Below are 18,804 nucleotides of genomic sequence, written 5' to 3' on the forward strand. Positions count from 1 at the left end.
GGAACAATGCTTATGTTCGATGATTGTTCGCCGGGGCCGACGCCCCCAGGCTAACTGGACGTCCTGCATGGAACTGCCCAGGATGGGGGTTGCATGCGGGGACGTGAGAAGTCCAGTCGTGCGTCTAGCAGAGTGATGATGCAACCCGCCCGGTCACAATGACGTTGAGCCGGATTAAAGCTGCCCCCATCCCTCTGGTACAGGAGTCCGTTGCAATGGCCTCTTCTGCTCTTATTTCCGGTCCCGAAAACAACCTGTCCAAATACCTTCGGGATATCCGCAAATTCCCCATGCTCTCCCCCGAGGAGGAGCTTCGCCTCTCCCATCGCTGGAAGGACAAGGGCGATACCGAAGCCGCCCACAAGCTTGTCACCTCCCACCTGCGCCTCGTGGCCAAGATCGCCATGGGCTATCGTGGCTATGGCCTGCCGGTGGGCGAGCTGATCAGCGAAGGTAATATCGGGATGATGCAGGCCGTGCGCCGCTTCGACCCCGATCGGGGCTTCCGCCTGGCTACATATGCCATGTGGTGGATCCGTGCCGCGATACAGGAATACATCCTGCATAGCTGGTCACTGGTGAAGATCGGCACAACCGCCGCCCAGAAAAAACTTTTCTTCAACCTGCGCCGCCTCAAGGGCCAGATGCAGGCCATTGACGATGGCGACCTCCAGCCCGAGCAGGTCAACAAGATCGCCCAGTCCCTCGGCGTGCCCGAGCAGGACGTGGTGAACATGAACCGCCGCCTCGCCGCCCCCGACCACAGCCTGAACGCGCCGCTGCGCATGGATGGCGAGGGCGAGTGGCAGGACTGGCTGGTGGATGACAACGACAACCAGGAACAGACCCTGGCCGAGAGCGAGGAATATTCCGGCCGCCAGGCGCTTCTGGCCAATGCCATGAAGGGCCTCAACGACCGCGAACGCCACATCCTGACCGAGCGCAGGCTCAAGGATGAACCGGCTACGCTGGAAGAGCTGTCGCATGTCTACAACATCTCACGCGAGCGGGTGCGCCAGATCGAGGTCCGCGCGTTTGAAAAGGTGCAGACCGCGATGAAGGCCGAAGTTGCCTCCCGCCGCGCGCAGCATGCGGAAGGGACGGAAGCCTGAAGGCTTTGCCAGAAACTTTTAAAATCAAAGCCCCGCAAGCCATTGGCCTGCGGGGCTTTTTCTTTGAAACGCTCTAACTTTGAAAACAGGCAAGACGTTTTTGGTGAAGCTTTTTGCAAAAAGCTTCAAGGAAATGCCGCCCTCCAGCAAAAGGGCGACATCCAAAAACGTCTATCCAGCCGCGATCAGTCCTCGAACGGGTCGCGCATCAGGATGGTGTCATCACGCTCGGGGCTGGTGGAAAGCAGGGTTACCGGCGCTTCCACCAGTTCCTCGATGCGGCGGACATACTTGATGGCCTGCGCGGGCAGTTCAGCCCAGGAGCGCGCGCCCTTGGTGCTGTCCTTCCAGCCTTCCATCGTCTCGAACACGGGGCGGATGCGCTGCTGCGCGCCGGGAGCCGAGGGGAAGTGCTTCGTGGTCTTGCCGTCGAGTTCGTAGCCCACGCAGATGCTGATCTCGTCCAGCCCGTCGAGCACGTCCAGCTTGGTCAGGGCCAGGCCATTCACTCCGCCCACGCGCACCGCGCGGCGCACCAGCACGGCATCAAACCAGCCACAGCGGCGGGGGCGGCCCGTCACGGTGCCGAATTCATGCCCGCGTTCGCCAATGAGGCGGCCCATCTCGTCATGCAGTTCGCTGGGGAACGGCCCCTCACCCACGCGGGTGGTGTAGGCCTTGGCAATGCCCAGCACGAAGCCGATGCTCGTCGGCCCCACGCCAGCGCCGGTGCCCGCATTGGCGGCCACGGTGTTGGAGGACGTCACGTACGGATAGGTGCCGTGGTCCACATCCAGCATCACCGCCTGCGCGCCCTCGAACAGGATGCGCGAGCCGCCACGGCGGCTGTCATCAAGCAGGTCCCACACGGGCGCCATGAAGGGCAGCACGCGGGGGGCCACGGTGTTGAGGAAGTCGAGCAGTTCCTGCTTGGTGAAGGTCTCGGCACCCAGCCCCTTGAGCAGGGTGTTGTGGTGCAGCAGCAGTTCGTCGAGCTTCCAGTCCAGCGTTTCAGGCTCGGCCAGGTCACACAGGCGGATGGCGCGGCGGGCGACCTTGTCCTCATAGGCGGGGCCGATGCCGCGCCCGGTGGTGCCGATCTTGCGCTCGCCGCGGGCAGCCTCGCGCGCGCGGTCAAGCGCGCCGTGCACGGGCAGAATCAGGGGCGCGTTTTCAGCGATTTTCAGCGTCTCGGGCGTGACCTTCAGGCCCTGGGCTGTCACGCGGTCGATTTCCTTGAGCAGCGCCTCGGGATCAACCACCACGCCATTGCCGATCACGCCCATCTTGCCGCGCACGAGGCCCGAGGGCAGCAGGGAGAGCTTGTAGGTCTGCTCGCCCACAACCAGCGTGTGGCCCGCATTGTGGCCACCCTGAAAGCGCACGACCACATCGGCGCGGCTGGCCAGCCAGTCCACGATCTTTCCCTTGCCCTCGTCACCCCACTGGGTGCCGATCACGGTGACGTTGGACATTTCATGCTCCTTGATATGCTGCCCGGCAGCCACTGCGCGGCCAGCCAGAAAAAACGGGGTCGGTTCAGAAAAAAGAAATCAGTCGAAACTTCAGGCGCCATCAACCGGCACAAGCTGGCCATCCGCCACCACCAGCGTGCAGGCCAGCAGGGCCGCCTGCGCCAGCGGGTCTTCATCGGGGCCAAGGGCGCTGACCGTGGCATAGCCCGCCGCCCGCAGGGCGGCCGCCTTCTCCGCTGGCGTGCCCCATGGCAGGAAGACGCGCGTGCGGCTTGGCAGGGGCGGTGCCGCGCGCAGGATGATGTCGGGCCGCAGGGTGATACCACAGGCCGGTTCATCATCATTGGACAGGTAGCGCCCGCCCCGGCCCAGCTCCTCGCGCTGGCCTGCGGCGTAAACGCTCACGCACACGCCGGTATGGTACTGCCAGCCCCGGAACTCCACCGGGTCCACCGTCAGGCGGATGCCGGGCACGCGGGCCTCGATGGCGGCAACAGTGGCGGCCAGCCGCTCGCTCAGAACCCGCACGGCGGGCGGCAGCTCGACCGCTGCCAGTTCGGCCAGCGCGCCCTGCGCCGGGCCTGCCGCGTGCAGGAGGCGGATCAGCACATCGGCCAGTGCGCCGCCATGCCGCGCCACGGCGGCGGCATCCTTGCGGTCAAGCGCGCGCATGAGGGTGCTGCGCACAGTGCCCTCAAACCCGCCCGAATCAAGCAGGGCCGTGGTGAGGGCGGGCATGGTCAGGTCGAACGAGACGCCACGCACCTGCAGGGTTGCCAGGCACTCGGCGGCCAGGGCCACGATTTCCGCATCCGCATGCGGGCCGTCGGGGCCGATCAGTTCCACGCCGGCCTGCGAGATCTGCCGATCCCCCTCGCCGCGGTTACTGGCCATGAGAATGCACGGCCCGGCATAGGACAGGCGCAGCGGGCGCGGCACGTCAGGCAGGCGCGTTGCGGCAATGCGGGCGATCTGGGGCGTCATGTCGGGCCGCAGGGCCATCATGCGCCGCGTATCGGGGTCCATCAGGCGGAAGGTCTGCGACGCCACTGCCGCCCCCGCGCCAGAAAGAAGGGTGGTCTCGAATTCCAGCAGCGGCGGGGTCACGCGGTCATAACCATGGGCTGCGAACACGCGCATCAGGGTTTCGACCCCCGCCGCCTCGGCCTCGGCCTCGGGGGGGAGCCGGTCCACGAACCCGGCAGGCAGAAGGGCGGGGTTGAACGGCGGGTCATCAGTCATGGCAGGGCCTATCGTGCTGCATCATGCCCCCGCGCACGCGGCTCAGGGCATGATGGATCGGACATGGAAGGGAGAAAGGGAGGAATCAGGCGTGTTCGCGCCGCACCTGCTCATAAGCCCAGTCAAGCCACGGCAGCACGGCCGCAAGGTCGGCGGCCTCGACCGTGGCCCCACCCCATAGCCGCAGGCCCGGCGGGGCATCGCGGTAGCTGCCCACATCCATGGCCACACCTTCCTTGCCCAGCAGGGAAACGATCTTCTTGGCCGCCGCCGTCTGGGTGGCATGGTCAAGTGCCGTAAACCACGGGGCCACAATGCGCAGGCAGATGGCCGTGCTCGAGCGGTGCGCGGGGTTGGTGGCGAGGAACCGTGCCCAGTCGGATTGCGCCTCCCATGCCGCGATCGTGGCAAGATTGGCCTCGCTGCGGGCAATAAGCCCTTTCAGCCCGCCAATGCCCTCGGCCCATTTCAGCCCATCAAGCGCATCCTCGACACACAGCATCGAGGGCGTGTTGATGGTATCGCCCTTGAAGATGCCATCTATCAGGCCCCTGGCGTTGGTCAGGCGGAAGATCTTGGGCAGCGCGCGGGGGGCTGGCGTGGAGACCAGCCGCTCGACCGCGCGGGGGGAGAGCGCCAGCATGCCGTGCGCCGCCTCGCCGCCAAGCACCTTCTGCCATGACCATGTCACCACATCGAGCTTCTCCCACGGCAGGTCCATGGCGAAGGCAGCGGATGTGGCATCACAGATCACCAGCCCGTCGCGCTGCGTGGGGATGGCGGCATCATAGGGCAGGCGCGCGCCCGATGTGGTGCCGTTCCATGTCAGCACCACGTCACGCGCCCAGTCCACCTGCGCCAGATCCGGGATCTCGCCATACTCGGCCTTGAGCACGCGGGCCTCGGGCAGCCTGAGCTGGGCGATGATGTCATTGGCCCATGTGGCGGAGAAGCTCTCGAACGCCAGCACATCCACCGGGCGCGTGCCAAGGATGGACCACAGCACCATCTCCACCGCGCCCGTATCGGATGCGGGCACGATGCCGAGCACCCAGTCCTCTGGCATGCCCAGCATGGCCTTCGAGCGGGTAATGACCTCGTTGAGCCGTGCGCGCCCCTCGGTCGAGCGGTGCGAGCGCCCCACCAGCGCCCCCGACAGGGCCTGGAGGGACCAGCCCGGACGCTTGGCGCACGGACCGGAGGAAAAGCGCGGATTGGCAGGCCGCATGGACGGCTTTGCAGTAAGGGCTTCAGGCAAGGGAGATAACGTCCTGTTCGCAACACGGGCATTGGCAGGGCAACACCGCCAACCGGTGCGCCAGACTGGTGCGAGAGGGGGGATTCGAACCCCCATGCCTTGCGGCGGTCGATTTTGAGTCGACTACGTCTACCGTTCCGTCACTCTCGCATACAGGCACCCCGCCCGGAGCGGGACGGATGATACCACGGCAATCAGTCCATGGACGTCTTGCGGACCCGCTATATCACACCGGCGGCGGCGGCTCCAGCCCCAGCATCAACGCCAGATTCTGGATCGCGGCACCCGAGGCCCCCTTGCCCAGATTGTCCAGCCGCGCGGTCAGCACGGCGTGGCCCAGTTCTTCATTGCCATGCACGCGCAGCTCCATCCGGTCGGTGCCTGCCAGCGCATCGGCCACCAGCTTGGCGCAGGGTTCGGCCACCGTAATGCGGTCGGAGCCTGCGTAATGCGCGGCCAGCACCCCGTGCAGGTCGGCAAGGCTGACATCGCCGGGCAGCAGGTCAAGGTGCAGCGGCACGGACACGATCATGCCCTGCGGAAAATGCCCGACCGAAGGCACGAACAAAGGCAGTTGTGCAAGGCCCGCATACAGCTTCATTTCCGGTATGTGCTTGTGGCCAAGCCCCAGCCCGTACAGCTCGAAGGCCGGGCCGCCATCGCGCTCATGCGCCTCGATCATGCTGCGGCCGCCGCCGCTGTAGCCGCTTACGGCATTGACCGTGACGGGGTAGTCATCTGGCACCAGCCCGGCCTTGACGAGCGGGCGCAGCAGGCCCACCAGCCCCGTGGGGTAGCAGCCGGGGTTGGACACGCGCGCCGCCTTGCGGATGCGCTCCGGCTGGGCCGCATCCATTTCGGGGAAACCGTAAACCCAGGCCGGATCGGTGCGGAACGCGGTGCTGGCATCAAGGATGCGCGGTGCATCATCCCCCATGGCGTCGGCCATGGCCACGGCTTCCTTCGCCGCCGCGTCAGGCAGGCACAGCACCACTACATCGGCGGCGGCCATCATTTCGCGCCGGGCGTCAGCGTCCTTGCGGCGGGCGGGGTCGATGGAGCGCAGCGTGACCGGCAGGTGCGCCAGCCGCTCGCGGATGCCAAGCCCCGTGGTGCCTGCCTCGCCATCGATAAAGACCGTTGCCTGTCCGTCGCTGCTCATGTGCCGTGTATCCTGATAAGAACTTCCCGCTGCGGGGTGTGCGATCTATACAAAACCTGCGCCCGACCGCAACACAAACAGGCAGGACATACCCGATGCAAGACGCCGCAGCCCCCCTCCAACGCCTGCTCGGCATCATGGCCCGCCTGCGCGACCCCAAGACCGGCTGCCCGTGGGACAAGGTGCAGGATTTTGCCTCCATCGCGCCCTACAGCATTGAAGAAGCCTATGAAGTGGCCGACACCATTGCGCGCGAGGACTGGGACGGCCTGCCCGATGAACTCGGCGACCTGCTGCTCCAGGTCGTCTATCACGCGCAGATGGCCGATGAAAAAGGCCTGTTCGACTTTGCCACCGTGGCCACCCTGATTGGCGACAAGATGGTCCGCCGCCACCCTCATGTGTTTGGCGAGGCCGAAGCCCAGGCCGGGCAGTGGGAAAACGGCAAGGCGCTCGAACGCCTCGCCCGCAACCGGCGCGGCACGCTTGATGACGTGCCCGTGGGCCTGCCAGCACTGATCCGCGCGCGCAAGCTCTCCGCCCGTGCCGCCCGGGTGGGCTTTGACTGGGATACGGTGGGCGAGGTCGCCGCCAAGGTGGATGAGGAACTCGATGAACTGAAGGTCGAGCTTGAAAGCGGCGACCGCGAAAAGATCTTTGATGAACTCGGCGACGTGCTGTTCACGCTGGCCACACTGGCCCGCAAGCTGGACATGGACCCCGAGGCCTGCCTGCGCCAGGCCAACGCCAAGTTCACCCGCCGCTTTACCGCCGTCGAGCACGACCTGGCCGACCGGGGGCTCGCACTAGCCGATGTGGACGTGAAAACCATGGAGGAAGGCTGGCAGGCGGTGAAACGCCGCGAGCGCGCAGCAACAAAAAAGACTTAAAAATCAAAAGTTTTTGGTGAAGCTTTTTTCAAAAAGCTTCGAAAGAACGCCGCCTTTTTGAAACAAGGCGGCACCAAAAAACTTTCATCTTTCAGGGCATCGTCAGCAGCAGGTCATGCAACGCCTGCCAGCTTGCCCGGTCAGGCGCGTAAAGCAGGCCGCCGCTGCGGTCGGTCACGCGATAGGGCGCCCCATCAAAATGGGCGCTGTAGCCACCGGCTTCCTGATGGATCAGCCAGCCTGCCAGATGGTCCCACGGCAGGGTGCGGTTGAACAGCAGGAAGTGGCAGCGCCCATCGACCAGCATCAGGTATTCATGCGCCGCACAGCGGAAATCCCACGATCCCGCCACCTTGGGCAGGTTATGGGTCACGACATCACGCACGGGGGCAGGCAGGTAGCGCCATGAGGCGTTGCCCGCCATCTCGTGCGCGGGCACGGCGGGAGCGACCTGCAGGCGGCGCTCGCCCCCCCTGCCATCATCAAGCCATGCACCCTGCCCGCGCGCGGCTACGGCAGCAACATTGCAGATGGGGTCCAGAATCACCCCGCCCACCACTTCGCCACCCGATACGGCAGATACCATCACGCCAAACAGCGGCACGCCCGCCGCGTAATTGGCTGTGCCATCAATCGGGTCGATCACGAAGGCCAGGTCAGCCATGGCCAGGCCATCAAGCAGGTCGGGACTGGCCGCCACCGCCTCCTCCCCCACCACGAGGGCTTCGGGCCATGCAGCCTGCAGGGCTGCGGTCAGGTCGCGCTCGGTGGCTTCGTCCGCCACGGTCACGATATCCATCGGCCCGCTCTTGCTGCGGATATCGGCGCGGTCAAGGCAACGGAAGGACGGCATGACATGGCGCTGTGCTGCTTCACGCATCATCGCCACCACCTTGTGCATATCCGCCAGTGTGATCCGTTGCGTCATTGCTGCCTCCGCCCCTGTCCGTTGTTCAACCCGCCATTCCTGCGCTGCCGCCTGCATGCGAGGCCCGTTTCGCAGGAAATCTGCGATCATCAGAAAATTTTGGGCGAAGCTTTTTTCAAAAAGCTTCGGAGAACGCCGCCTTTTTGAAAAAAGGCGGCACCCAAAAACTTTCATCATTTTTTATCAATGCGTTCCTAATCGACCAGGCAGGTTACCACGCGGCCAAACTGCATCTCGAAACGCGCGCGGTTGGCAGGCGAAAGGCGCACAGTCATTTCGGCCCCTTCCTCCCCATCGCTCCGCTCGGTTACCTCGCCATGCTCATGCAGCCAGGCCATGGCCGCGCCCTCGGTTATGGGCACGCGGTAGCGCACGACTTCCATCGCGCGGGTCATGCGCTCGTCAATCGCGGCCAGCAGGTCGGGCAGGCCATCGCCGGTAATGGCGGAAATGACCACGTTGCCCGGTCGCGCGCCCACGGCATCGCGCCCGCCCACGAGGTCGGCCTTGTTCAGCACCTCGATCACACGACCCTGCCAGTCGGCCTCGATCGTGCCGTTGCGCGCCATGCCCTCGAGCACCTCGATTACGTCATTGCGCTGCGATGCGCTATCGGGGTGCGAGACATCGCGCACATGCAGGATGATGTCGGCCTCGGCCACTTCTTCAAGTGTAGCGCGAAAGGCGGCAATGAGTTCGGTGGGCAGGTCACTGATGAAGCCCACCGTATCGGACAGGATCACCCGCCGCCCCGAGGGCAACTGGATGCCGCGCATGGTGGGGTCCAGCGTGGCAAAAAGCTGGTCCTGCGCATACACGCTGGCCCCGGTCAGGGCATTGAACAGGGTGGACTTGCCCGCATTGGTGTAGCCGACAAGCGCTACAATGGGGAACGGCACCCGCCTGCGCGCCTGCCGGTGCAGGCCGCGCGTGCGGCGCACCTGCTCAAGCTCGCGCTTGAGGCGCACGATCCGGTCGCCGATCATGCGGCGGTCGGCCTCGATCTGCGTCTCGCCGGGGCCGCCGAGGAAGCCGAAGCCACCGCGCTGGCGCTCAAGATGGGTCCAGGTGCGCACAAGGCGGCTGCGCTGGTATTCCAGATGGGCGAGTTCGACCTGCAGCGTGCCTTCACGCGTGGCCGCACGCTCGCCAAAAATATCAAGGATCAGGGCGGTCCGGTCGATCACCTTGCAGCCCAGCGCGCGCTCGAGGTTGCGCTGCTGCACCGGGGTGAGCCGGGAATCGATGATGACAACGGTGATGTTGTCGGCCTTGACCGTCTCTTTAAGCGAATCGACCTGGCCCCCGCCAAGCAGGGTGGCAGGGCGGCGCGCACGCAGCAGAAGCACCGCCTGGCACACCACCACCAGCCCGATGGAGGCGGCAAGGCCCACCGCTTCCTCCAGCCGGGCTTCGGCGGCGCGGGCATCATCGTGCCGGTCGGGGCGCTCCCATGGCAGGATGACAGCGGCGCGCGTGGCGGATGAAGGCGCCGCCACCGTCACGACGGGCTGCCATCCGTGGCTGCCGGTTCTTCCGTATCCTCGGCCGGGGGGTCGAACAGGCTGACCGGGGTTGCGGGCATGACGGTGCTGATCGCGTGCTTGTAGACAAGCTGCGTATGCCCGTCGCGCCGCAGCAGGACGGAAAAATTGTCAAACCAGGTGATGATGCCCTGGAGCTTGACGCCATTGACGAGGAAAATGGTGACCGGCGTTTTCGACCGGCGGACGTGGTTGAGAAACACGTCCTGTACATTCTGTGAAGGTTCTTTTGCCACGGCAGGGCCTTACTTGTTGTTTGTTGGGCGAAAATCAACACGGCACAGTCACGTGTCATGCTACGGCGTTGCCACCATCCGTATCACGGTTCGTTGTCTAGCAGGCATGCGTCAGGTGGGCAAAAGCTCATCCTGCGTTGCGGTCCTCCGATGTAACGCCAAGCTGCTTGAGCTTGCGATGCAGCGCGCTGCGCTCCATGCCCACAAAGCCTGCGGTACGGCTTATGTTCCCGCCAAAACGCAAAAGCTGTGCCTGAAGGTACTGGGTCTCGAACAGGTCACGCGCCTCGCGCAGGGGCAGGCTCATCACATCCTCGTCAGAATCGAATTTGAGCAGCGCGGGCGCACCATCTCCCACCGTGGAAGGCAGCATGTCGGCCCGGATGGGGTCGGTGCTGTTGCCCGGCATCATGATGAGCAGGCGCTCCATCAGGTTGCGCAGTTCACGCACATTGCCCGGCCACTCGTAGCTCTGCAGCGCCGCAATCGCATCGCCCGAAAGCTCACGCATCGGCAGGCCCGCGTTTTCCGCCGCGCGATCAAGGAACATGCGGGCCAGTTCGGGTATGTCCTCGCGCCGCTCGCGCAGGCTGGGAATGCGCAGCGGCACGACGGCGAGGCGGTAGTACAGATCCTCACGGAAGCGCCCGAGCCCGATCTCGGCCTGCAGGTCGCGGTTGGTGGTGGCGAGTACGCGCACATCCACCTTCACCCGCCGCGAGCCGCCAAGCCGCTCAAACGTCTGGTCCTGCAGCGCGCGCACGATCTTGCCCTGCGTCTCGAGCGGCATGTCGGACACTTCATCAAGCAGGAGCGTGCCGCCATGCGCGCGTTCAAGCACGCCGGTGCGCCGGCCCGCGCCATCATCGCTGCCTTCGATGCCGAACAGTTCCTCTTCAAACCGGCCCGGGGCCAGGGTGGCGCAGTTCAGCGCTATGAATGGCCCCTCCGCCCGGCGGGAACTGGCATGGATCATCCTTGCCGCCACTTCCTTGCCGGTGCCCGCCGCCCCCGAGATCAGCACGCGCGAGCCGGTCGGTGCCACGCGGTCGATCTGGTTGCGCACGGCGGCAATGGCGGCGCTGCGCCCCTCGAGCACGGTGCCCGAGCCTGCGCGCAGGCGCAGTTCGGCATTCTCGCGCGCAAGGCGCGAGGCCTCGAGCGCGCGGCGCACCACCACGAGCAGCCGGTCGGCCTGGAAGGGTTTTTCAATAAAGTCGTATGCGCCATGCTGCAGGGCGGCCACGGCGGTCTCGATGGTGCCGTGCCCCGAGATCATGATGACCGGGACGGACGGCTCCTCCTTGTGCAGCACATTGAGGATGCCCAGCCCATCAAGCCGTGAACCCTGCAACCAGACATCAAGCACCACCAGCGCGGGCCGACGTTCCCTGAAGGCGGCGATGGCGGAATCGGAATCACCCGCCAGCCGCGTTTCATATCCTTCATCGGCCAGAATGCCTTCGATAAGGAGCCGTATATCCGGCTCATCATCGACGATCAGGATTTCATGCCCCATGGTCGTCCTTTATCGGCAAAATCAACGTCGACACAGCTCCCCTGCCCCCGGCATTGTCCTCAAGCCCGATGCTCCCGCCATGATCTTCAAGAATCTTCTTGACGATCGCAAGGCCCAGGCCGGTTCCCTTGGGCTTGTGCGTCACATAAGGCTCGGTCAGCCGGGCGCGATCCTCGACCGGCAGCCCGATCCCGTCATCCTCGACGCGCAGGCGAACATGCGCGCCGTCATTTTCCAATGTAATACGGATGTGGCCAATGACGCCATCCCCGCCCGGCGCCCCGCCGGGCGCGCGCATGGCAATGGCGTCGGCAGCGTTCTGCAACAGGTTGGTCAGCGCCTGGCCCACCAGCCTGCGGTCGCAGCGCACGATCGGCCCCCGGTCGGGCAGGTTGACATCATAGACCAGCTCGGGGTGGGCATTGCGTTGCAGGATCAGCGCCTCGCGCACGATGCGCGAGAGATCCTCGTTACGCATGACGGGCTGGGGCATGCGGGCAAAGGCGGAAAACTCATCGACCATGCGCCCGATATCGCCCACATGCCGGATGATGGTGTCCACGCATTGCACGAACGTATCGGGGTCGGATGAAATCTCGCGCAGGAAGCGGCGCTTGAGCCGCTCGGCTGCAAGCTGGATGGGGGTGAGCGGGTTCTTGATCTCATGGGCGATGCGGCGCGCCACGTCCGCCCAGGCCGCCTTGCGCTGCGCCACCTGCAGGGCTGTTATGTCATCAAACGTAACCACATAGCCCTCGGCCGAGACACCGGCCACGCTGCCCTGCATTTCCGCGCCGATTCGCACCAGCAGGGTGCTGGCGCGGCCGCCTGCGAGCACCTGCACCTCGCCCGTCAGTTCGCGCGCGCCATCGTGCGCAATGCGGTCGAGCATGTCGGTGAGTTCGGGCACCACCTCGATCAGCGGCTGGCCCACGCATTCGGTCATGTCGCGGTGCAGCAGCACGCTGGCCGCCCGGTTGGGCAGTTCGATCATGCGCTGCGAATCAAGCCCTATCACCCCGGCCGAAACACCTGACAGCACGGCCTCGGTAAAGCGGCGGCGTTCATTGATCTGGTTGTTGGCCTGGATCAGCTCGGCGCGCTGGGTGGCAAGCTGGGTGGTCATGCGGTTGAAGGCGCGTGACAGGCTGGCCACCTCGTCATCGCGGTCGCCTTCGGGCACGTTGCTGTCGAGATCGCCCTTGCTCACCCGCTCGGACGCCAGAATGAGCAGGCCGAGCGGGCGGACGATCTGGTTGGCCAGCATCAGCCCGATCAGGATGGCGGCACCGAGCACCAGCACCGCCACGAGGGCGAAGATGAGCACGAAGGTGAACTGGATCTTGCCACGGTTGCTATTGAGCCGCTGGTAGTCGGCCACCACCTGCTCGGTGCGATGCATGTGCTCGAGAATGTCGGGGTCGACAGGGCGGGCGATCATGAGCATGAGCGGCGGCGTATCGCCCAGCGTCACCACCGCGCGGACGGTCTTTTCATCCGCCGAATCCAGGATCGCGATCTCGTTGGTGCGGGCCATGAGGGTGGCGGCTGGCGGCGGCAGGTCCTTCATGTTGGCCGTGCGCCCCATCAGCCCGCCCGAGGCCACGACCGTGTTGGTGAACGGGTCGTACACCACGGCCACGTCCAGCCCGCGCAGGGTGGCCTGCGAATCCAGCACCTGCGAGAGCGCATCGGGGTTGTGCAGCAGGTCATCGCCCGAGCCGGCCAGCGCGCTCTGGGCGCTGACCAGGTAATTGGCCAGCGAGAAGGCTTCCGTGCGGATATTGGCGTTATGCTCCTGCAGGTAACCCCGCGAGGTTTCGAGCGCCTCGTTCATCGCGGTGTTGACCCGGTCGCTGAACCAGATCTGGATGCCGTAGTGAAAGAACACGGCGGCAAACGTGCCTACAACGATGGTGGGCGCCACCGCCACGATGCCGAACAGCGTGACCAGCCGCACATGCAGCCGGGCGCCCGCCAGCCCGCTGCGCCGCTCGGCCAGAACGCGGCCCACCTTTTCGGTCAGCGATGTGGCCAGCAGCAGCAGCACCAGAAAGTTGAGGATGAACACCAGCGCCTGGATCTGCGGGTGATGGGCCAGCGAGTTGCCGCCCGACAGCACCACGAAGGTCGCCACCCCCAGCACAAGGGCCAGCAGCACCAGCACAAGGGCCACGTTGCGGCGCACGAGCATGTCGAGCATGCGCCGCGCCAGGCGGTAGGCGACGCCGGGGCGCGACGGGGCGGGCGTGGTCATGCCCCCCCGCGCACTACGGGAATGTCGAGATCGCGGATCTTCTTACGCAGCGTATTGCGGTTCAGCCCCAGCATGGCGGCGGCGCGGATCTGGTTGCCGCGCGTGGCCGAGAGCATCATGGCAATGAGGGGGCGCTCCACCTCGGCAATCACCTTGTCATAGATATCGCTCATGGGCATGTCGTCCTGCCCGGCCCCTGCTGCGAGGAAGCGCCGGAGATGGCGCTCGACCGCCTCGGCCAGGGTTTCGGTGCTGCTGCCCTCGCCCGACACGCCGCTGCTGCTGACTTCGGCGAGTTCGGCATCGATGATGTCGGCCCCGATGCTCTCCTGCGGGTGAAGTGCCGTGATGCGGCGCATAAGGTTTTCAAGTTCGCGCACGTTGCCCGGCCAGCGATAGGCCTGCAGGCGGGCCATCGCCGCCTCATCAAGCACGCGCACGTTGCCCGCGCCATCGGCGTTCTCGTTGAGGAAGTGCCGTGCGAGCAGCGGAATGTCCTCCACCCGCTCGCGCAGGGGCGGCAGGCGCATGGGCACCACGTTCAGGCGGTAATACAGATCCTCGCGGAAGCTGCCCTCGCGGATGGCCTGGCGCAGGTCGCGATGGGTGGCGGCGATGATGCGCACATTGGCGCGGATGGGCACGGTGCCGCCCACGGTGGTAAACGCGCCATCCTGCAGCACGCGCAACAGCCTTGTCTGGGCCTCGGGCGGCATGTCGCCAATCTCGTCAAGGAACAGCGTGCCGCCCGCCGCCTGCTCGAAACGCCCCGCCACCCGGCTCGTCGCCCCCGTAAAGGCGCCCCGCTCATGGCCGAACAGTTCGCTCTCGATCAGGTTGCGCGGAATGGCGGCCATGTTGATGGCCACGAAAGGCCCGGCGCGGCGCGGCCCGTAATCATGCAGAGCGCGGGCGACGAGTTCCTTGCCGGTGCCGCTCTCGCCCGTGATCATCACGGTCAGGTCCGAGGTCGTGAGGCGGGCAATGATACGGTAGATGTCCTGCATCACCACCGAGCGCCCGATGAGCGACATCTGCTCCTCGGGCCGGGGGGGAACGACCGCGGGCTGCACCGGCATGGCCGGGGTTGCCAGCGCGCGGGCGACCACGGCGAGGACTTCCTTGAGGTCAAACGGCTTGGGCAGGTATTCGAACGCGCCGCGCTGTGTAGCCTTGACCGCCGTCATGAGCGTAGACTGCGCGCTCATCACCACCACGCGCAGGTCGGGGCGGATGCGGCGGATGCGCGGAATGAGGTCCAGCCCGTTCTCATCAGGCATGACCACATCGGTAATCACGAGGTCGCCCTCGCCTTCCTCCACCCACTGCCACAGCGTGGAGGCCTGGGCCGTGGCGCGGACCTGATAGCCCGCGCGGCCAAGCGCCTGGCTCAGCACCGTGCGGATGGAGCGGTCATCATCAGCAACAAGAATGGTCGGCAGCGACATACGCTATAAATCTCTCAACTCTGGCGGGGCTTCAGGGCGTACCCCGGTCTTCGGTCACGACAGGCAGGTGCAGCAGCACATCGGTGCGGCCGGGCTGGCTTTCCACCTCGATCACGCCGCCATGGTCGCCCACGATCTTGCCTGCAAGCGCAAGCCCCAGCCCGCTGCCCGTGGTCTTGGTGGTGAGGAACGGCTCGAACAGGTGCGGGCGGATATTCTCGGGAATGCCCGGCCCGTTATCACGCACCGAAACCAGCAGTGGCAACTGCACGCGCTGGCTGCCCGCCCCGGTGGAAACCCAGATGCCGGGGCGGTAGCTGGTGGTGAGCGTGATCTGCGGCGGGGCGTCGCCCTCGGGGTGGTCGTGCAGGGCCTCGGCGGCGTTTTTCACCAGGTTGAGGAGCACCTGCACCAATTGGTCGCGGTTGCCCCATACCGGCGGCAGGGAGGGGTCGTACACTTCCTCGAAGCGGATATCGGCGGCAAAACCCTGCTGGGCCAGCCTGCGCACATGCTCGAGCACGCGGTGGATGTTGACCGGCCTGCGCTCGAGCGGGCGGTCGCTGAACATGTCCATCCGGTCCACGAGGTCGCGGATGCGGTTGACCTCATCCTGAATCAGCACCGCCAGTTCACGGTCGGATTCACCCACCGAGGTTTCAAGCAGCTGCGCCGCCCCCCTTATGCCCGAGAGCGGGTTCTTGACCTCATGCGCCAGGATGGCCGCCATGCCCGCGACACTGCGCGCCGCCGAGCGGAAGGTGAGCTGGCGGTCAAGCACGCGCACGGCAGAGAAGTCATGGAACGTCAGCGCAACCGAACCCGGCTCCTCCATTACGGGGGCGCCCTGCACGGTCACGCCATCATGGCGCAGGCGCGGGCTTTCGAGCGTGACCTCGTGCTCGACCACGGTATGGTCCTGCGTGCGCACCTGCTCCATGAGCAGGAAGAGCGGACTGTCACCGGGCAGGATGTCGGTCAGGCGCATCTGCACCAGATGCGCGCGCGACATGCCAAAAAACGGCTCGGCGGCGCTGTTGACGTAGCCAATGGCGTTATCGGCGCGCACCACCACCACCGGCAGCGCCAGCGAATCGAGTATGATCCGCCCGTTGCCCGTTACGTTATCGGGCGCGCAGGGCACATGGCCGGAGGGTGCGGGCGGGGTATGGTTCATGCCGCGCGTGCTGCGGCCCTTTCGGCCTCCACGGTGGAGGGGCGCGGCCCGCGCACATGGCCCGCTGCAATCTGCCCGTCATAGAATTCATGGATCATGCCGACCACGCCATCGACCGTGTCCATCCTGTTCACGGCAGCGCGGAAGCCAGCCGAACCCGGCAGCCCCGCTGAGTACCATGACACATGCTTGCGCGCGAGCCGCAGGCCGGGATGGGCGCCAAAATGGTCGATCATCATGCCGTAATGCTTCAGCACGATGGCCTTTTCCGCCACCAGATCCGGCTCGGGAATATCCTCGCCATGCATCAGCGCGCGCGCCACCTGGGCCAGGAACCACGGGCGGCCATAGCAGCCGCGCCCGATCATGACACCCTGCGCACCTGAACGCTCGAGTGCCACGCGGGCATCCTCCACGCTCAGGATATCGCCATTGACGATGACCGGCAGGTCCACCGCATCGACCACATTGCGCACGAAGTGCCAGTCCGCCGTGCCGTTATAGAACTGCTGGCGGGTGTGGCCGTGCACGGTTACCATGCGAATGCCCGATTCCTGTGCAATCCGGGCAAGTGTGGGGGCGTTGAGGCTGTTATGGTCCCAGCCCATGCGCATTTTCAGCGTTACGGGCACATTGACCGCGCGCACCACGCCTTCAAGCAGGCGGCCTGCATGCGCCTCGTCACGCATCAGGGCGGAGCCGGCAAGCTGGCCCACGGCCACTTTCTTGACCGGGCAGCCGAAATTGATGTCGATGATGTCGGCCCCGCGATCAACCGCGATCCGTGCCGCCTGGCCCATCGCCTCGGGGTCGCACCCGGCAAGCTGGACCGAATTGGGGCCATCATCGGCCACTTCGGCCATGCGCAGCGTGGTCTCGTTCTCGCGGATCATGGCCCATGACGCGATCATCTCGGACACGACTAGCCCGGCCCCGAGGCTGCGCGCCAGCCTGCGGAACGGCAGGTCGGTCACCCCCGCCATGGGGGCGAGAATGACCGGCGCCCTGAGAATGACCCCGCCACCGAGGTCAATGGGCGAGAGCAGTTGAGACGACATGAACCCTACTTCCCCGCCGGCTTTCCAGCCGCATGCGGCAATGTGGAAACAGGCCAGCTACATTATCCATCAAGAATGCTTATGATTTAGGCAGAATACCTGCTCCCGCCGCCCCGTGCAATCAGCTTCGGGGTGCGCAACAAACATTTTTGCCCGACCATGACAACCCGGAAAAGGGCGGCCCGGACAGCCCCGGCATTGCCCCTGCCCGCGCACAATGCTTGACGTGCGGCCCACATGGCCGCATTGCTCCGCATCATGCGTGTTGCAGCCATTCTTCTCGCCGCGGGCCAGGGCAGCCGGTACAGCGCCCAGACCGCGACCCCCGTCGCCAAGCAGTATGTCACGCTCGGCGGCTGGCCCGTCATCCGCCACGCGGCGGATGCCCTTGCCCCTCATGTCGGCCTCATCCAGCCGGTGGGCGATCCAGCCCTGCTGGCCCGTGCGCTCGAAGGCTTTGCGCCTGAGGGCTGCGTCATCCAGCCCGTGGTGCCCGGCGGCGAAACGCGTCAGGCCAGCGTGCGCGCGGGCCTTGAGGCGCTTGACCGCCTGCCCGAGGCCGAGCGCCCCGAGCTTGTGCTGATCCATGACGGCGCGCGCCCCTACGTGCCCGCCAGCGTGACCGAGGGCGTGATTGCGGCACTGGGCCAGCATGCGGGCGTGATCCCCGCCGTGCCGGTAGCCGATACCATCAAGCGCGCGAAGGATGGCATCATTACCGATACCGTGCCGCGCACCGACCTGTTCCGTGCCCAGACGCCGCAGGGCTTCCGCTTTGGCCTGCTGCGCGACCTGCACCGCGCGGCCGAAGCCGCCGACGCCACCGATGACGCCGCCCTGCTGGAAAACGCAGGCCACCCCGTGGCCATCGTGCCGGGTGCGGAAGACAATATCAAACTCACCTACAAGGAGGATCTGGTGCGACTGGAACGCCTGATCGGCCCGACCCTGCTGCCGCGCACAGGCACGGGCTACGACGTGCATGCCTTTGCCGAGAACCGCCCGCTGATCATGTGCGGCATCACCGTGCCGCACACCCGCGGCCTGGCAGGCCACTCCGATGCGGATGTGGGCATTCATGCGCTGTGCGACGCCATTTATGGCGCACTGGCGGAAGGCGATATCGGCCGCCACTTCCCGCCCAGCCAGAATGAATGGAAGGATGCCGACAGCGCGCGCTTCCTGGTGCATGCGGGCGAGCGCATCCGCCAGCGCGGCGGCATGCTGGTCAATGCCGATGTCACGCTGATCTGCGAGCGCCCCAAGATCGGCCCGCATTCCGAAGCCATGCGTACGCGCCTTGCCGAGCTGCTCAAGGTTGATGTCGACCGCATCTCGGTCAAGGCGACCACCTCCGAACGCCTCGGCTTTACCGGCCGCGAGGAAGGCATTGCCTGCCTGGCCAGCGCCACGGTGCTGGTGCCCTGAGGCTGGGATAAAACGGACAGTCAATGTTTTTAAGGCCGCCTTTATTTTCGTAAAGGCGGCCTTTTTTTCA

15 protein-coding genes and 1 tRNA gene are annotated in these 18,804 nt (G+C 65.7%); 3 read left to right on the forward strand and 13 right to left on the reverse strand.

Annotated elements, in window-relative coordinates; genetic code table 11:
• Window positions 1-215: 215 nt before the first annotated feature.
• Window positions 216-1,112, forward strand: coding sequence for an RNA polymerase sigma factor RpoH (rpoH, locus tag QEG70_RS07460; protein WP_308720080.1), 897 nt, complete (start codon window positions 216-218; stop codon window positions 1,110-1,112).
• A gap of 185 nt (window positions 1,113-1,297) precedes the next feature.
• On the opposite strand, the gene QEG70_RS07465 is transcribed toward rpoH, so the two are convergent.
• The 5 genes from QEG70_RS07465 to argC form a co-directional block, all read right to left on the reverse strand.
• Window positions 1,298-2,587 (reverse strand): adenylosuccinate synthase, encoded by a 1,290-nt coding sequence (locus QEG70_RS07465; protein WP_308720081.1) that lies wholly within the window; start codon window positions 2,585-2,587, stop codon window positions 1,298-1,300.
• Window positions 2,588-2,677: 90 nt separating this feature from the next.
• Window positions 2,678-3,829, reverse strand: a complete 1,152-nt coding sequence (locus QEG70_RS07470; RefSeq protein ID WP_308720082.1) for an ATP phosphoribosyltransferase regulatory subunit — start codon at window positions 3,827-3,829, stop codon at window positions 2,678-2,680.
• 85 nt (window positions 3,830-3,914) lie between these two features.
• On the reverse strand, window positions 3,915-5,087 hold the full coding sequence (locus QEG70_RS07475; protein WP_308720083.1) for a phosphoserine transaminase: 1,173 nt from the start codon (window positions 5,085-5,087) through the stop codon (window positions 3,915-3,917).
• Window positions 5,088-5,153: 66 nt separating this feature from the next.
• Window positions 5,154-5,237: transfer RNA gene (locus QEG70_RS07480), tRNA-Leu, on the reverse strand.
• Window positions 5,238-5,313: 76 nt separating this feature from the next.
• Complete coding sequence (gene argC, locus QEG70_RS07485; protein WP_308720084.1) at window positions 5,314-6,249, reverse strand: N-acetyl-gamma-glutamyl-phosphate reductase; 936 nt, start codon at window positions 6,247-6,249, stop codon at window positions 5,314-5,316.
• 95 nt (window positions 6,250-6,344) lie between these two features.
• On the opposite strand from argC, the gene mazG reads away from it, so the two are divergent.
• Entirely contained in the window at window positions 6,345-7,139 is a 795-nt protein-coding gene (gene mazG / locus QEG70_RS07490) for a nucleoside triphosphate pyrophosphohydrolase (RefSeq protein ID WP_308720085.1), read from the forward strand.
• Window positions 7,140-7,230: 91 nt separating this feature from the next.
• On the opposite strand, the gene QEG70_RS07495 is transcribed toward mazG, so the two are convergent.
• From QEG70_RS07495 to dusB, 8 genes are all read right to left on the reverse strand, one after another.
• A complete protein-coding gene (locus QEG70_RS07495) occupies window positions 7,231-8,067 on the reverse strand; it encodes an inositol monophosphatase family protein (RefSeq protein WP_308720086.1) in 837 nt (278 codons plus the stop codon).
• 194 nt (window positions 8,068-8,261) lie between these two features.
• Window positions 8,262-9,572: a GTPase HflX gene (gene hflX / locus QEG70_RS07500; protein ID WP_308720087.1), complete on the reverse strand. Its 1,311-nt coding sequence runs from the start codon at window positions 9,570-9,572 to the stop codon at window positions 8,262-8,264.
• Window positions 9,569-9,847 (reverse strand): RNA chaperone Hfq, encoded by a 279-nt coding sequence (gene hfq / locus QEG70_RS07505; RefSeq protein WP_078526480.1) that lies wholly within the window; start codon window positions 9,845-9,847, stop codon window positions 9,569-9,571. The genes hflX and hfq overlap by 4 nt, the downstream gene beginning before the upstream one ends.
• A gap of 127 nt (window positions 9,848-9,974) precedes the next feature.
• On the reverse strand, window positions 9,975-11,366 hold the full coding sequence (gene ntrX / locus QEG70_RS07510) for a nitrogen assimilation response regulator NtrX (protein ID WP_308720088.1): 1,392 nt from the start codon (window positions 11,364-11,366) through the stop codon (window positions 9,975-9,977).
• Window positions 11,356-13,623 carry a sensor histidine kinase NtrY-like gene (locus QEG70_RS07515; protein WP_374762566.1) on the reverse strand — a complete coding sequence of 756 codons (2,268 nt, stop codon included), beginning with the start codon at window positions 13,621-13,623 and terminating at the stop codon, window positions 11,356-11,358. Before QEG70_RS07515 ends, ntrX begins: the two co-directional genes overlap by 11 nt.
• Window positions 13,620-15,071, reverse strand: coding sequence for a nitrogen regulation protein NR(I) (ntrC, locus tag QEG70_RS07520; RefSeq protein WP_308720089.1), 1,452 nt, complete (start codon window positions 15,069-15,071; stop codon window positions 13,620-13,622). The genes QEG70_RS07515 and ntrC overlap by 4 nt, the downstream gene beginning before the upstream one ends.
• 31 nt (window positions 15,072-15,102) lie before the next feature.
• Window positions 15,103-16,248 (reverse strand): two-component system sensor histidine kinase NtrB, encoded by a 1,146-nt coding sequence (locus QEG70_RS07525; protein ID WP_308720090.1) that lies wholly within the window; start codon window positions 16,246-16,248, stop codon window positions 15,103-15,105.
• Complete coding sequence (gene dusB, locus QEG70_RS07530; RefSeq protein WP_308720091.1) at window positions 16,245-17,306, reverse strand: tRNA dihydrouridine synthase DusB; 1,062 nt, start codon at window positions 17,304-17,306, stop codon at window positions 16,245-16,247. The genes QEG70_RS07525 and dusB overlap by 4 nt, the downstream gene beginning before the upstream one ends.
• Before the next feature lie 258 nt (window positions 17,307-17,564).
• On the opposite strand from dusB, the gene ispF reads away from it, so the two are divergent.
• Window positions 17,565-18,734, forward strand: coding sequence for a 2-C-methyl-D-erythritol 2,4-cyclodiphosphate synthase (ispF, locus tag QEG70_RS07535; protein ID WP_374762572.1), 1,170 nt, complete (start codon window positions 17,565-17,567; stop codon window positions 18,732-18,734).
• Window positions 18,735-18,804 lie beyond the last annotated feature (70 nt).

Origin of the sequence: Komagataeibacter xylinus (assembly GCF_031081985.1) — a bacterium.
In the GTDB taxonomy this organism is placed as follows: Bacteria; Pseudomonadota; Alphaproteobacteria; order Acetobacterales; family Acetobacteraceae; genus Komagataeibacter; species Komagataeibacter xylinus_E.

What these genes read in the sequence shown, in the direction of transcription:
- QEG70_RS07465 (WP_308720081.1), bottom strand. Translation starts at nt 2,587, where the DNA reads ATGTCCAACGTCACCGTGATCGGCACCCAGTGGGGTGACGAGGGCAAG.
- QEG70_RS07470 (WP_308720082.1), bottom strand. Translation starts at nt 3,829, where the DNA reads ATGACTGATGACCCGCCGTTCAACCCCGCCCTTCTGCCTGCCGGGTTC.
- rpoH (WP_308720080.1), top strand. Translation starts at nt 216, where the DNA reads ATGGCCTCTTCTGCTCTTATTTCCGGTCCCGAAAACAACCTGTCCAAA.
- ispF (WP_374762572.1), top strand. Translation starts at nt 17,565, where the DNA reads ATGCGTGTTGCAGCCATTCTTCTCGCCGCGGGCCAGGGCAGCCGGTAC.
- ntrX (WP_308720088.1), bottom strand. Translation starts at nt 11,366, where the DNA reads ATGGGGCATGAAATCCTGATCGTCGATGATGAGCCGGATATACGGCTC.
- mazG (WP_308720085.1), top strand. Translation starts at nt 6,345, where the DNA reads ATGCAAGACGCCGCAGCCCCCCTCCAACGCCTGCTCGGCATCATGGCC.
- QEG70_RS07495 (WP_308720086.1), bottom strand. Translation starts at nt 8,067, where the DNA reads ATGACGCAACGGATCACACTGGCGGATATGCACAAGGTGGTGGCGATG.
- QEG70_RS07515 (WP_374762566.1), bottom strand. Translation starts at nt 13,623, where the DNA reads ATGACCACGCCCGCCCCGTCGCGCCCCGGCGTCGCCTACCGCCTGGCG.
- QEG70_RS07525 (WP_308720090.1), bottom strand. Translation starts at nt 16,248, where the DNA reads ATGAACCATACCCCGCCCGCACCCTCCGGCCATGTGCCCTGCGCGCCC.
- dusB (WP_308720091.1), bottom strand. Translation starts at nt 17,306, where the DNA reads ATGTCGTCTCAACTGCTCTCGCCCATTGACCTCGGTGGCGGGGTCATT.
- ntrC (WP_308720089.1), bottom strand. Translation starts at nt 15,071, where the DNA reads ATGTCGCTGCCGACCATTCTTGTTGCTGATGATGACCGCTCCATCCGC.
- argC (WP_308720084.1), bottom strand. Translation starts at nt 6,249, where the DNA reads ATGAGCAGCGACGGACAGGCAACGGTCTTTATCGATGGCGAGGCAGGC.